We start from the raw sequence: 12,929 nt of genomic DNA, 5'->3' as shown, positions 1-12,929 counted from the left end.
CGGTTGATCGGAGTACCGGTAGTAACATCGGAGTACTCAGCGTCGAGGGGCCGCCCGCACCGGCGGGTGCGGTCCCGCTCCCCATCGGAGGCTGCCCATGCCCGCTTACCAGACCATCGTCGTCGGGACCGACGGCTCGGCGACCTCCTTCGCGGCCGTCGAGCGCGCGGCGGGCGTGGCCGCCGACAGCGGGGCCACCCTCGTGATCGTCTCGGCCTACACCCCGGCCAGCCGTGAGGACACCGCCGCCGCCGAGGACGCGCTGAAGGACGAGGCGCACCTGGTCACCGGTTGGACCCCCGCCGAGGAGGCGCTGCGCGAGGCCGCCGACCGCGCGGCGGCGGCCGGCGCCCGGAACGTGACCACCCACGCCGAGGACGGTGCCCCGGTCGACGTGCTCCGCAAAGCGGTCAAGACCCATCACGCAGACCTGCTGGTCGTCGGCAATCGCGGCCTCAACACGCTGTCCGGGCGGCTGCTCGGATCGGTCCCCGCCGACGCCACCCGTCGCGCCGGGGTGGACGTGCTCGTCGTGCACACCACCTGATCCGTGACCGAGGAGTCCTTCCCCGGCCGGCCGCTCCCGGATCCCGCGCAGATCGACTGGAGCGAGATCGAGGCGCCCGTCCTCGACGAGTTCATCCTCGGCGCCCCCCGCGAGTTCACCCGCGACGAACTCGTCGAGGCCACCGGGCTCGACCCCGAGGAGTCCGGCAGGCTGTGGCGGGCGCTCGGCTTCCCCGATCCGGATCCCGACGACCGTGTGTTCACCCGGGTCGATCTGGAGGCGGCGCGCAAGGTCGTCGCCCTCACCCGCGAGTGGCTGCCCGAGCACGGGCCCCGCGAGGCCGTCGCCCGGGCGATCGCCCAGTCGCTGTCCCGGCTCGCGGAATGGCAGGTCGGGATGCTCGCGCAGGTGGCGGCCGCGCACGTCGGCGAGCTGACCCCCCGTGATGCCGCCCGGCTCGCCGCCGAGGTGCTCCCCGAGCTGGAGAGCCTGCAGTCCTACGTGTGGCGGCGCCACCTCGCCGCCACCGCGGTCCGGTGGACGGCGGGCGCCCGGCGCTCCGACGCCGAGCTGATCTCCGCCGACACCTGGCCGCTGTCGGTCGGGTTCGCCGACATGGTCGGCTTCACCCGCACCACCCGTCGCCGGTCGATGGCCGAGCTCGGGGAGATGATCGAACGCTTCGGGGCCGTCACCAACGAGGTGATCGCGAACGGCCGCGGGCGCATCATCAAGACCGTCGGCGACGAGGTGCTGTTCGTGACCGAGCATCCCGCCGACGCCGCCGCGATCGCGCTCGGGCTACGGGACCGGGTGCGGGTCGAGCCGTCGCTGCCGCCGCTGCGGATCGGGATCGCGCACGGGATGGTGCTGGCCCGCTACGGCGACGTCTACGGCGAGGTCGTCAACGTCGCCGCCCGGCTCACCGCCGAGGCGCGACCGGACAGCGTGCTGGTGGACCGGGAGATGCACGAGGCGCTGCGCGACGATCCCCGCTTCGACCTGCGGCGGATCGCCACCCTGCACACCCGCGGCTACACGCACCTGCGCGCCTGGGCGTTGCGCGGCGCCCGGGAACGCTGACCGCACCCGGCCGGGTGCCGGCCGGGTGCCGGGTTGACCTGAACCAGGGTTGAGGGGGCAGGGTCGCGGGCATGACCAGCATCCCGGCAGTCCCGGCCCCAGGGCCCGCCGCAGCTCCGAGCCCGGGACCCATCCCAGGGCCGGGGCCGATCGGTTCGCCGGCTCCAGGGCCGCCGATCGGGACCGGCCGCGACCCCCGCGGCGGCGACCCGTACCTCGACCTACCACCCGACCACCTGTCCCCCGACGTGGCGGCCTACCTCGACCGGACCGGCGTGACACCCGGCCCACCGGACCTGGCCCTGCTGCACCGGATCGTCCGGGCACACGTCACGACCATCCCGTTCGAGAACCTGGACCCGTTCACCGGGATCGAGCCGCCCCTCGACCGGGCGGGCGTCGTCGGCAAACTGGTGCACGGGCACCGCGGCGGCTGGTGCTTCGAGCACAACCGGCTGCTGCACGACGTGCTCGGCGACCTCGGCTACCGGGTCACCCCGGTCGTCGGACGGGTCCGGCTCGGCCTCACCGACGACGACCCACCGACCACACGCACACACCGGATGACCCTGGTCGAGACCGCAGAGGGCCCTTTCCTCGCCGACGTCGGCTTCGGCGGGACGGGCCCCTCGGAGCCGCTCCGGCTCGTGCCCGGCGCGGTCCAGCCGACGGCGCACGCCGAACACCGCTTCCGCACCGACGGCACGGGTGTCTGGACCCAGCAGCGGCGCCGAGGCGGGGACTGGATCACCCAGTACACCTTCGACCTGACCCCGGTACCGGACGTCGACTACGCGATGGGCTCCTGGTACCTCACCCACCATCCGGAGTCACCGTTCCGGACCGGGCTGGTCGCCGCGCGCTCCGGCCCGGACCGCCGCGCGACGCTGAACGGCAACCGCTACACCGTGCGCCACACCGACGGCCGCGCTGTGGAGCGCGAACTCGGCACGCCGGCCGAGGTGATCGGAGTGCTGGAGGACGGGTTCGGCATCGACACCTCCGGCGTCACCGGCCTGGAACGACGCATCCGGGCCACCCACTTCGGGTGAGCCCGTCGGCCCGCTCACGACACGAGCGGGCCCGCCGTGGCGACGACCGCCACGAGGGACCCGCTCGCGACAAGAGGTCAGACCCGGAAACCGAGGGCGCGCAGCTGCTCGCGGCCGTCCTCGGTGATCTTCTCCGGCCCCCACGGCGGCATCCAGACCCAGTTGATCCGGACGTCGGAGACCAGGCCGCCGTCCGGACCGGCGGTGAGCGCGGAGCGGGTCTGCTCCTCGATCACGTCGGTCAGGGGGCAGGCCGCCGAGGTGAGGGTCATGTCGATGACGGCCGTGTCACCGTCCCGGTCGATGCCGTAGACGAGGCCGAGATCGACGACGTTGATTCCCAGCTCGGGATCGACGACGTCCTTCATCGCCTCCTCCAGCTGGTCCTGGGAGGCGCCGTCCGCCGGAGCCGCGGGCGGCTCGGGCATCCCGGCCGCACCGCGGACGACCTCGGTGTCCTGCTCGGTGGTCTGCTGTTCTGTCGTCTCGCTCATGCCGGAGATCCCTCCGTCGTTGATGCCGCGTCGGTGATGCCCCCGGGGACATCCACGGGGTCGATCGTCGCGTCGGTGCGGGAGACCGCGTCCTTGAACGCCATCCACCCCAGGAGAGCACACTTCACCCGCGCCGGGTACCGGGCGACACCGGCGAAGGCGACGCCGTCACCGATGATCTCCTCGTTCGGCTCGACCTTGCCGCGGCCCTGCGCCATCTCCTGGAACGAGGCCATGATCTTCCAGGCCTCGCCCACCGGCCTGCCGACGACGAGATCGTGCAGCACCGACACCGACGCCTGGCTGATCGAGCAGCCGAGCGTCTCGTAGGACAGGTCCTTCACCACCGTCGCGGAGTCGTCCAGCGTGACCCGCAGCGTGACCTCGTCCCCGCAGGTCGGGTTCACGTGGTGGGTCTCGACGTCGTACGGCTCGCGCAGACCCGAGCCGTGCGGATCGCGGTAGTGGTCCAGGATGATCTCCTGGTACATCTGCTGCAGTTGCACGCGGTCACACCGTCCCGAAGAACTTCTGGGCAGCCCGGACGCCGTCGACCAGCGCCTCGACCTCGTCGAGGGTGTTGTAGACGGCGAACGACGCGCGGGCCGTGGCCACCACCCCGAAGCGCCGGTGCAGCGGCCACGCGCAGTGGTGGCCCACCCGGATCGCGACGCCCCGGTCGTCGAGCACCTGGGACAGGTCGTGGGCGTGGATGCCGTCCACGACGAACGACACCGCTCCCCCGCGCTCACCCGGTGTCGGCGGCCCGACGATGCGCAGGCCGTCGATCGCCGACAGCTGTTCGAGGGCCGCCGCGGTCAGTGCCGCCTCGTGCGCGGCGACCGCGTCCATCCCGATCTGCTCGAGGTAGTCCACCGCCGCGCCCAGGCCGACCGCCTGCGACGTCATCGGCACGCCTGCCTCGAAGCGCTGCGGCGGCGGGGCGTAGGTCGAGCCCTCCATCCGTACCAGCTCGATCATCGACCCGCCGGTGAGGAAGGGCGGCAGCGCCTCCAGCAGCTCCCGGCGGCCGTACAGCACACCGACACCGGAGGGGCCGAGCATCTTGTGCCCGGAGAACACCGCGAAGTCGACGCCGAGCGCGTGCAGGTCGACCGGCATGTGCGGCACCGACTGGCAGGCGTCGAGCACCGTCAGCGCACCGACCGCCCGGGCCCGCTCGACCAGCTCGGTGACCGGCGCGACCGCCCCGGTCACGTTCGACTGGTGGGTGAAGGCCACGACCTTCGTCCGGTCGGACAGCTCGAGCGAGTCGAGATCGATCCGGCCGTCGTCGGTGACCGAGTACCAGCGCAGGGTCGCCCCGGTCCGGCGGCACAGCTCCTGCCAGGGCACCAGGTTCGCGTGGTGCTCCAGCTCGGTGGTGACGACCTCGTCACCGGGCCCGAGCGCGAAGCGCTCCGACTCGGGTCCCAGACCGTTCCGGACGGAGGCGTTGCCCAGGCCGTAGGCGACCAGGTTGATGCCCTCGGTCGCGTTCTTCACGAACACGAGCTCGTCGTCACCGGCCCCGACGAACGCCGCGATGCGTGCGCGGGCGGACTCGTAGGCGTCGGTGGCCTCCTCCGCGAGCTGGTGCGCGCCCCGGTGGACGGCCGCGTTGTGCCGCTCCAGGAACGCCCGCTCCGCGTCGAGCACCTGGCGCGGACGCTGCGAGGTCGCACCGGAGTCGAGGTAGACCAGCGGCTTCTCCTCGCGCACGGTGCGCGCGAGGATCGGGAAGTCCGCCCGGATCCGGGCCACGGCGGCGGCACCGAGAGGAGCGCCCGCGGAACGAGCATCCGCACCGAGAGGAGCGCCCGCGGAACGAGCATCGGCACTGTGGCCGCCCGCGGTCTCGGTTCCGTGGGTCAGCGACATGATCAGACCGCAGCCTTCGTGAACCGCTCGTAGCCGTTCTTCTCCAGTTCGTCGGCCAGCTCGGGACCGCCGGACTCGACGATCCGGCCACCGGCGAACACGTGCACGTGATCGGGCCGGATGTGGTTCAGGATCCGGGTGTAGTGCGTGATCAGCAGCACGCCGGTCTCGCCGCCCTCGCGGTAGCGGTTCACCCCCTCGGAGACGACGCGCAGCGCGTCGACGTCGAGGCCGGAGTCGGTCTCGTCCAGGATGGCGATCTTCGGGTTCAGCAGGCCGAGCTGCAGTACCTCGTGGCGCTTCTTCTCGCCGCCGGAGAAGCCCTCGTTCACCGAGCGGTCGGCGAACTCGGGGGAGATGTCCAGGTCGGACATCGCCTGCTTGACCTCCTTGACCCAGGTGCGCAGCTTCGGCGCCTCACCGCGCACCGCGGTGGCCGCGCTGCGCAGGAAGTTCGCCATCGACACACCGGGCACCTCGACCGGGTACTGCATGGCGAGGAACAGGCCCGCCCGAGCCCGCTCGTCGACCGCCATGTCGAGGACGTTCTCGCCGTCCAGGAGCACCTCGCCCGAGGTGATCGTGTACTTGGGGTGCCCGGCGACCGCGTAGGCCAGCGTGGACTTGCCCGAGCCGTTCGGGCCCATGATCGCGTGCGTCTCGCCCGCGCGGACCGTGAGGTTCACGCCGCGCAGGATCTCCTTCGGACCGTCCTCGGTCTCGACCGAGGCGTGCAGGTCCTTGATCTCCAGAGTGGACATCTGTGGGTGGCTCCGTACTAGGTGTGGTGGTCAGGCGCCGGTCAGGGCGAGCTCGGCCTCGACGGCCGCCTCGAGCCGCTCGCGCAGCTCCGGGAGGGTGATCTTGTTCAGGACCTCGCCGAAGAACCCGCGGACGACGAGACGCCGGGCCTGGTCCTCCGGGATGCCGCGGCTGCGCAGGTAGAACAGCTGCTCGTCGTCGAACCGGCCGGTCGCGCTGGCGTGCCCGGCGCTCACGATCTCACCGGTCTCGATCTCCAGGTTCGGCACCGAGTCGGCCCGTGCGTGCTCGGTGAGCACCAGGTTCCGGTTGAACTCGAACGTCTCGGTGTTCTCCGCGGCGGCCCGGATGAGCACGTCGCCGATCCACACCACGTGCGCGGAGTCGCGCGAGTCGCTCTGCAGCGCGTTCTTGTAGAGCACGTTGGACTTGCAGTTCGGCACCGAGTGGTCGACCAGCAGTCGCTGTTCGAGGTGCTGGCCGGCGTCGGCGAACCCGAGGCCGAGCAGCTCGGCATCACCACCGGGCCCGGTGTATCCGACGGTCGACGACACCCGCACCAGGTCGCCGCCGAGCTGCACCGATGTCGCGCGCAGCATGGCGTCCCGACCGACGTTGTAGTGCTCGGCGCCGACGTGGACGGCGTCGTCGTTCCACTCCTCGGTGACCACCAGGGTCAGCTGCGAGCCGTCGGCCAGCACGACCTCGGTGTTGTCGGCGAGCACGCCCGATCCCCGGTGCTCGACGACGACCGTCGCCCGGCTGTGCGGGGTGGTGCGGATCTGCAGGTGCCCGGCCGCGGTGGCGCCCTCGCCGGGGCCCTCCACGACGACGGTCACCGGCTCCGGCTCACCGTCGAGGGTCACCAGGGTGGCCTCGGTGAAGGCGGACCAGGCGGCGGCGGCGACCCGGTCGGCGGGGATGCCGCCCTCGCCGATCCGGGCGTCGTCGCGTCCGACCTTCTCCACCGTGACGCCCGCGGTCTCGGTGACCGTGACCGGTGCGACGCCCTCGAAGGCGGCCGAGCCGTCGTGCAGGCCCTTCAGCCGGCGCAGCGGGGTGAACCGCCAGTTCTCCTCGCGCCCGCCGGGCACCTCGAAGGCGTCGACGTCGAACGACTGGAACCGCTCGCCCGCCGACGCGATGGGCACCTCGCCCTGGCCCTTCTTGGCCCCCTTGAGCTCGGGGGCGAGGCCGGCAACATCCGACGAGGTCATCCGACGGAACCCTCCATCTGCAGCTCGATCAGCCGGTTCAGTTCCAGCGCGTACTCCATGGGCAGCTCGCGGGCGATCGGCTCGACGAACCCGCGCACCACCATGGCCATCGCCTCGTCCTCGGTCAGGCCGCGGCTCATCAGGTAGAAGAGCTGGTCGTCCGAGACCTTCGAGACCGTGGCCTCGTGCCCCATCGACACGTCGTCGTTGCGGATGTCGACGTAGGGGTAGGTGTCCGACCGCGAGATCGTGTCCACCAGCAGCGCGTCGCACTTCACCGTCGAACGGGAGTTGCGGGCCCGCGGATTGACCTGGATCAGGCCGCGGTAGGAGGTCCGGCCGCCGCCACGGGCCACCGACTTCGAGATGATCGACGACGACGTGTTCGGCGCCAGGTGGACCATCTTCGCGCCGGCGTCCTGGTGCTGGCCCTCGCCCGCGAAGGCGATCGAGAGGACCTCGCCCTTGGCGTGCTCGCCCATCAGCCACACGGCCGGGTACTTCATGGTCACCTTGGAGCCGAGGTTGCCGTCGACCCACTCCATGGTCGCGCCCTCCTCGGCCTTGGCGCGCTTGGTGACCAGGTTGTAGACGTTGTTCGACCAGTTCTGGATCGTGGTGTAGCGGCAGCGACCGCCCTTCTTCACCACGATCTCCACCACGGCCGAGTGCAGCGAGTCGGTCTTGTAGATCGGCGCGGTGCAGCCCTCGACGTAGTGCACGTAGGCGCCCTCGTCGACGATGATCAGCGTCCGCTCGAACTGGCCCATGTTCTCGGTGTTGATCCGGAAGTAGGCCTGCAGCGGGATGTCGACGTGCACGCCCGGCGGCACGTAGATGAACGATCCGCCCGACCACACCGCCGAGTTCAGCGCGGAGAACTTGTTGTCCCCGCTCGGGATCACCGAGCCGAAGTACTCCTTGAACAGCTCCGGGTGCTCCTTGAGGCCGGTGTCGGTGTCCAGGAAGATGACGCCCTGCTCCTCCAGGTCCTCACGGATCTGGTGGTAGACGACCTCGGACTCGTACTGCGCGGCGACACCCGCGACCAGCCGCTGCTTCTCCGCCTCCGGGATGCCCAGCTTGTCGTAGGTGTTCTTGATGTCGTCGGGCAGGTCCTCCCAGGAGGTGGCCTGCTTCTCCGTGGACCGCACGAAGTACTTGATGTTGTCGAAGTCGATCCCGGACAGGTCGGAGCCCCACCGCGGCATCGGCTTCTTGCCGAAGATGTCGAGCGCCTTCTGCCGGAACTCGAGCATCCACTCGGGCTCGTCCTTCAGGCGGGAGATGTCGGCGACGACCTCGGAGGACAGGCCACGCTTCGCGATGGAGCCCGCCTCGTCGGAGTCGGCCCAGCCGAAGTCGTACCGGCCGAGCGCCGCGATCGTCTCCTCCTGGGTGAGCTCGGTGCGCACATCAGGAGTGGTCGTCATTCGGACTGCCTCCCTTTCGGGGACCGTGGTGGGAGATGGACCCGCTTCCGGCGGGACCGTCTTCTTCTTGCACCTGCCGCACCTGCGAGGTGGGTCGCCCACTCTCGGTGCCGGAACGGCGGTCTACTTCGTGCACCTGCCGGGTTCGCGGCACGGAGGCCTGTGGCCCCCCTGCCCCGGCCCGGCGTTTCTCGTGGTGCTTCGCCCGTCCGAGGTGTTCGGGATCCTCGAGCGGGACGTGTGTGGTGCACGCGGCGTCGCCGCGCGCGATCGTCGCCAGCCGTTGCACGTGGGTACCCAGGAGATCGGCGAAGGCACGCGTCTCGGCCTCGCAGAGCTCCGGGAACTCGGTGGCGACGTGGGCCACCGGGCAGTGGTGCTGGCAGAGCTGCACGCCGAGCCCGCCGCGGCGGGTCTGTGCAGCGTAACCGCGGGCGCTGAGCACCCGGGCGAGCGCCTCTGCCCGGTCCTGCGGTGCAGCGAGGGCGGTGACCGAGTCCATGTCGGCACCGAGCAGGTCCCGCACCCGGCGGCGCGCGAACGCGTCCACCGCCTGCTCGCCCGCCGTCTCCGCGAGGAACCGCAGCGCCGACGTGGCCAGGTCGTCGTACCCGTGGCCGAACCGGACCCGGCCGGTGTCGGTGAGCAGGTACTCCCGGGCCGGGCGGCCACGTCCGCGCGGGCGGGCCGACCGGGCGGGCGCCCGGACCTCCGCCTCACCGTCGGCGATCAGCGCATCGAGGTGCCGCCGGACGGCGGCCTCGGTGAGGCCCAGCTCGCCGGCCACGAGTGCGGCCGTGACCGGGCCCTGCTCCATGAGCACGCGGGCCACCGCGGCCCGGGTGCCCGAACCGGATCCGGGCAGCGCCGCGTCGGCCCCGTGCCCGCAGGCCGGGTCCTGGCGCGTCTGCGCGGTCCGCTTCGTTTTCACAACACCAGTGTTGCGGATATACCCGCGCTCGGCAAAACCGCCCCCGCTGCGGGTGACCGGGCTCACCCCTGCTGCCGGTCGCGGCCGGTGAGGGCCGGTACCCCGGGCCGGCAGGTGCCCCCATTAACCTCGTGCGCATGGTGACGCCCGAGGTCGCCCCACCCGGGCGCGACGACTCCCCCAGGCGAGCGGAGCCGTCGGCGGATCCGGACGGACCACGCTCCCGGAACCGGCCGACGAACCGGCGCGGGCTGCGTGACCAGGCCCGGATCGCCCGGCGGCTCGGCCTGACCGGGGCGATCCTCATGGGCATCAGCGCGCTGGGCTCCGGCGCGTTCCCGGTGCCGAACCCGCTGAACGGCCTGCGGGTGATCGGTCTGCCCGCCCGCAACGTCACGCTGGCCATCGCCGTCACCTACGCCGGTCTGCTGATGGTGGTCACGGCGTGGCTGTGGATCGCCCGGATGCTCACCGCGCGCGGCGCCAAGCACCCGGCACCGGAGCGGCGCGAGCTGGGGCGCACGGCACTGCTGTGGGGCCTGCCGCTGGCGCTCGCGCCGCCGATGTTCTCCAAGGACATCTACAGCTACCTGGCGCAGAGCGCGACGCTCGCGCGCGGGATCGACCCGTACTCGATCGGCCCGGCGCAGGCGCTGGGCATCGACGACCCGCTGACCCGCGGGATCCCGACGATCTGGCGGGACACACCCGCCCCCTACGGCCCGCTGTTCCTCGGCCTGGGCCGGATCATCACGGCGTTGTCCGGTGAGAACGTGGTGCTCGGGATCATCGAGCACCGCATCCTCGCGCTGCTCGGGGTCGCGCTGCTGGTCTGGGTCCTCCCCCGGCTGGCCGCCCGCTTCGATCTCGACGCCGGTCTGGTGCTGTGGCTCGGCGCCGCGAACCCGCTGGTGCTGTTCCACCTGGTCAGCGGGATCCACAACGAGTCGATCATGATCCCGCTGATGCTGCTCGGGCTCTACGTGATGCTCGGCCCCGACGACGCGATCCAGCCCTGGTGGAAGATCACGCTCGGTGCCGCGCTGGTGGTGGCCGCCGCGTCGGTCAAGCTCCCCGCGCTGGTCGCCCTCGGGTTCGTCGGCGTCCACCTCATCCGGCGGCGCGGCGGGAGACTCGTCGACTGGGTGGTGATGACCAGCTGGCTGACCGCGGTGGCGGTCGTCGTCTTCTCGTTCTTCAGCTTCGCGACCGGCCTGGGGTTCAACTGGCTGCGCGGCCTGTCCGCCCCCAGCGAGATCCTCAGCTGGATGTCGGTCAGCACCGACGTCGGCCTGCTCGCCGGCCAGGTGGGCCGGCTGGCCGGGCTCGGCGACCACACCACCGCCACCCTCACCCTGGCCAGGGGCCTGTTCGCGATCCCGATCGCGGTCATCATCATCGTGCTGCTGCTCGGCTGCCTGCGCGGAAAGGTCGATCCGGTCACCGCCACCGGCGCGGGTCTGGGTGCCGTGGTGCTCCTGGGCCCGGTCGTGCACCCCTGGTACCTCTTCTGGGCGCTGCTCCCGCTGGTCGCGACACGGGCGATGCCGCACTACCGGCGCGCGATGCTGCTGCTGTCGGCGTTCCTCGCGCTGGTGGTGCCACCGACCGGGGCCGACTTCATCTTCCGCGGGTTCCAGCTGCCGCTCGCCGTCATCGCCGGGATCGTGATGTTCGCTCTGTCCCTGCTGGTGGTCCACCGGTTGCTGCGGGCCCCGTCCGCGAACGTGCCCGCCCCGGAACCGGACCCCGTCCGATGAGCCCCGCACTCGAGGCACGCGACCTGGCCGTCCGCTACGGCCCGGTCACCGCCGTCGACGGTGTCGATCTCGACCTGGCCCGCGGCGAGGTCCTGGCGCTGCTCGGCCCGAACGGGGCCGGCAAGTCCAGCACGGTCGAGGTCTGCACCGGCTTCCGCCGGGCCGACGCCGGCACCGTCACGGTGCTCGGCCGGGCCCCGGACGACGAGGCCGTCCGACCCCGGGTCGGCGTGATGCCGCAGGGCGGCGGCGCCTACCCGGCCGTACGCACCGGCGAGATGCTGCACCTGGTGGCGGCCTGCGCCGCGAACCCGATCGATCCCGACCACCTGATCGACGTGCTCGGGCTGCGGGCGCGGGCGGGCACGCCCTACAAGCGGCTCTCCGGCGGGGAACAGCAGCGGCTCGCGCTCGCCTGCGCCGTCGTCGGGCGCCCGGAGCTGGTGTTCCTCGACGAGCCCACCGCCGGACTCGACCCGCAGGCCCGGCACCTGGTGTGGGACCTGGTCCGTGCGCTGCGCCGGGACGGGGTGGGGGTCCTGCTCACCACCCATCTGATGGACGAGGCCGAGCAGCTCGCCGACGACGTCGTCATCCTCAACCGTGGCCGGGTCGTCGCGCACGGCTCCCCCGCCCAGCTGACCGCGGGCGACCAGACGGAGCTGCGGTTCCGGGCCCGGCCCGGGATGGACACGGCGGGGCTGGACCGCCGCCTCCCGCACGGCTACGCGACCAGCGAGACCGCGCCCGGCCGGTACCGGGTGCAGGGCCGGATCGACCCCGGCGCGCTGGCCGCGATCACCACCTGGTGTGCCGACCAGGGGGTGCTCGCCGAGGACGTGCAGGTCGTGCGGCGCAGCCTGGAGGACGTCTTCCTCGATCTGACCGGACGGGAGCTGCGCTCGTGACCGAACGGTTCCCCGCCGGGACCTTCACCCCCGACCCGGGCCGCGGCAACGCGCTGACGATGCTCCGCGCGCAGGGCGGCCTGGAGACCCGGCTGGCCCTGCGCAACGCCGAGCAGGTGCTGCTCACGTTGCTGATCCCGGCCGCCTTGCTGGTCGGGCTCACCGTGGTGCCCGCGCTGCCCTCGCCGGAACCGCGGGTGAGCTGGTTCCTGGCGTCGATGCTGGCCCTCGCCGTGATGAGCTCGGCGTTCACCAGCCAGGCGATCGCGCTCGGTTTCGACCGCCGCTACGGCGCGCTCCGCCGGCTCGCGGCGACCGCGTTGCCGCGCTGGCTGCTGGTGTGCGGACGGTTGCTCGCGGTCGCGGTCGTGGTGGTGCTGCAGGTGGTGATGCTGACGGTGCTGGCCGCCTTCCTCGGCTGGACGCCCGCCGGGGCCCGGATCGACGGTGTCCTGGTCGCGGTGCTGCTGGGTGCCGCAGCGTTCGGTGCGCTGGGCATCCTGCTCGGCGGGACACTGCGTGCCGACATCGTGCTCGCGGTGGCGAACGTCGTGTGGTTCGTGCTGCTGCTGGCCGGCGGGATCCTCGTCCCGGTGGCCGACCTGCCCGGCCCGCTCGCCGCGGTGGCGCCCTGGTTGCCCTCGGGAGCGCTGGCCGACGCGCTGCGGGCCGCACTCGGCGAGGGGCGGTTCCCGGCAGCCGGATCCCTGGTGGTGCTCGCCGGGTGGGCGGTGGCCGCCGGGTTCGCGGCGGCGCGGCTGGTCCGCTGGCACTGATCGGCACGCCCACCGAAGGAGGGGCCGCCGATCCACCTCGGAAACCCGGGACCATGACTTCCGGGGGATCCGATTGCTCCGCTCGGCCGACATGATCGACGCCGGCCGGGTCTCCCACGCCCGG

13 protein-coding genes are annotated in these 12,929 nt (G+C 72.1%); 6 read left to right on the top strand and 7 right to left on the bottom strand.

Annotated elements, in window-relative coordinates; all coding sequences use genetic code 11:
* Positions 1 to 97: 97 nt before the first annotated feature.
* The 3 genes from AB0J24_RS00620 to AB0J24_RS00610 all read left to right on the top strand — a co-directional run bounded on the left by AB0J24_RS00620 (position 98) and on the right by AB0J24_RS00610 (position 2,643).
* A complete protein-coding gene (locus AB0J24_RS00620; RefSeq protein ID WP_358673226.1) occupies positions 98 to 547 on the top strand; it encodes a universal stress protein in 450 nt (149 codons plus the stop codon).
* 3 nt (positions 548 to 550) lie between these two features.
* Positions 551 to 1,591 carry an adenylate/guanylate cyclase domain-containing protein gene (locus AB0J24_RS00615; RefSeq protein WP_358673223.1) on the top strand — a complete coding sequence of 347 codons (1,041 nt, stop codon included), beginning with the start codon at positions 551 to 553 and terminating at the stop codon, positions 1,589 to 1,591.
* A 248-nt stretch (positions 1,592 to 1,839) separates the two neighbouring features.
* Positions 1,840 to 2,643 (top strand): arylamine N-acetyltransferase, encoded by an 804-nt coding sequence (locus tag AB0J24_RS00610; protein WP_358673220.1) that lies wholly within the window; start codon positions 1,840 to 1,842, stop codon positions 2,641 to 2,643.
* 77 nt (positions 2,644 to 2,720) lie between these two features.
* On the opposite strand, the gene AB0J24_RS00605 is transcribed toward AB0J24_RS00610, so the two are convergent.
* From AB0J24_RS00605 to AB0J24_RS00575, 7 genes are all read right to left on the bottom strand, one after another.
* The gene (locus AB0J24_RS00605; RefSeq protein ID WP_358673217.1) at positions 2,721 to 3,137 is read right to left on the bottom strand and encodes a metal-sulfur cluster assembly factor; all 417 of its coding nucleotides are present in this window, start codon (positions 3,135 to 3,137) and stop codon (positions 2,721 to 2,723) included.
* Positions 3,134 to 3,643: a Fe-S cluster assembly sulfur transfer protein SufU gene (gene sufU / locus AB0J24_RS00600; protein WP_358673214.1), complete on the bottom strand. Its 510-nt coding sequence runs from the start codon at positions 3,641 to 3,643 to the stop codon at positions 3,134 to 3,136. The genes AB0J24_RS00605 and sufU overlap by 4 nt, the downstream gene beginning before the upstream one ends.
* Before the next feature lie 4 nt (positions 3,644 to 3,647).
* Positions 3,648 to 4,901 carry a cysteine desulfurase gene (locus AB0J24_RS00595; protein ID WP_358673211.1) on the bottom strand — a complete coding sequence of 418 codons (1,254 nt, stop codon included), beginning with the start codon at positions 4,899 to 4,901 and terminating at the stop codon, positions 3,648 to 3,650.
* A 119-nt stretch (positions 4,902 to 5,020) separates the two neighbouring features.
* The gene (gene sufC, locus AB0J24_RS00590) at positions 5,021 to 5,779 is read right to left on the bottom strand and encodes a Fe-S cluster assembly ATPase SufC (protein ID WP_358673208.1); all 759 of its coding nucleotides are present in this window, start codon (positions 5,777 to 5,779) and stop codon (positions 5,021 to 5,023) included.
* A gap of 30 nt (positions 5,780 to 5,809) precedes the next feature.
* Entirely contained in the window at positions 5,810 to 6,997 is a 1,188-nt protein-coding gene (gene sufD, locus AB0J24_RS00585; RefSeq protein ID WP_358673205.1) for a Fe-S cluster assembly protein SufD, read from the bottom strand.
* Positions 6,994 to 8,430 carry a Fe-S cluster assembly protein SufB gene (sufB, locus tag AB0J24_RS00580; protein ID WP_358673202.1) on the bottom strand — a complete coding sequence of 479 codons (1,437 nt, stop codon included), beginning with the start codon at positions 8,428 to 8,430 and terminating at the stop codon, positions 6,994 to 6,996. The genes sufD and sufB overlap by 4 nt, the downstream gene beginning before the upstream one ends.
* Positions 8,414 to 9,295 (bottom strand): transcriptional regulator, encoded by an 882-nt coding sequence (locus AB0J24_RS00575; protein WP_358674322.1) that lies wholly within the window; start codon positions 9,293 to 9,295, stop codon positions 8,414 to 8,416. Before AB0J24_RS00575 ends, sufB begins: the two co-directional genes overlap by 17 nt.
* Positions 9,296 to 9,498: 203 nt before the next feature.
* On the opposite strand from AB0J24_RS00575, the gene mptB reads away from it, so the two are divergent.
* From mptB to AB0J24_RS00560, 3 genes are read left to right on the top strand one after another with little or no spacing between them, the layout of a single operon-like run.
* Positions 9,499 to 11,121 (top strand): polyprenol phosphomannose-dependent alpha 1,6 mannosyltransferase MptB, encoded by a 1,623-nt coding sequence (mptB, locus tag AB0J24_RS00570; RefSeq protein WP_358673200.1) that lies wholly within the window; start codon positions 9,499 to 9,501, stop codon positions 11,119 to 11,121.
* Complete coding sequence (locus AB0J24_RS00565; RefSeq protein WP_358673198.1) at positions 11,118 to 12,029, top strand: ABC transporter ATP-binding protein; 912 nt, start codon at positions 11,118 to 11,120, stop codon at positions 12,027 to 12,029. The genes mptB and AB0J24_RS00565 overlap by 4 nt, the downstream gene beginning before the upstream one ends.
* Complete coding sequence (locus AB0J24_RS00560; protein WP_358673196.1) at positions 12,026 to 12,805, top strand: ABC transporter permease; 780 nt, start codon at positions 12,026 to 12,028, stop codon at positions 12,803 to 12,805. Before AB0J24_RS00565 ends, AB0J24_RS00560 begins: the two co-directional genes overlap by 4 nt.
* Positions 12,806 to 12,929: the final 124 nt, after the last annotated feature.

The sequence above is a fragment of the Pseudonocardia sp. NPDC049635 genome, from assembly GCF_040659795.1.
In the GTDB taxonomy this organism is placed as follows: Bacteria; Actinomycetota; Actinomycetes; order Mycobacteriales; family Pseudonocardiaceae; genus Pseudonocardia.
The sequence above is the reverse complement of the archived record's forward strand: the minus strand, read 5'-3'. Positions and strand labels throughout refer to the sequence as shown.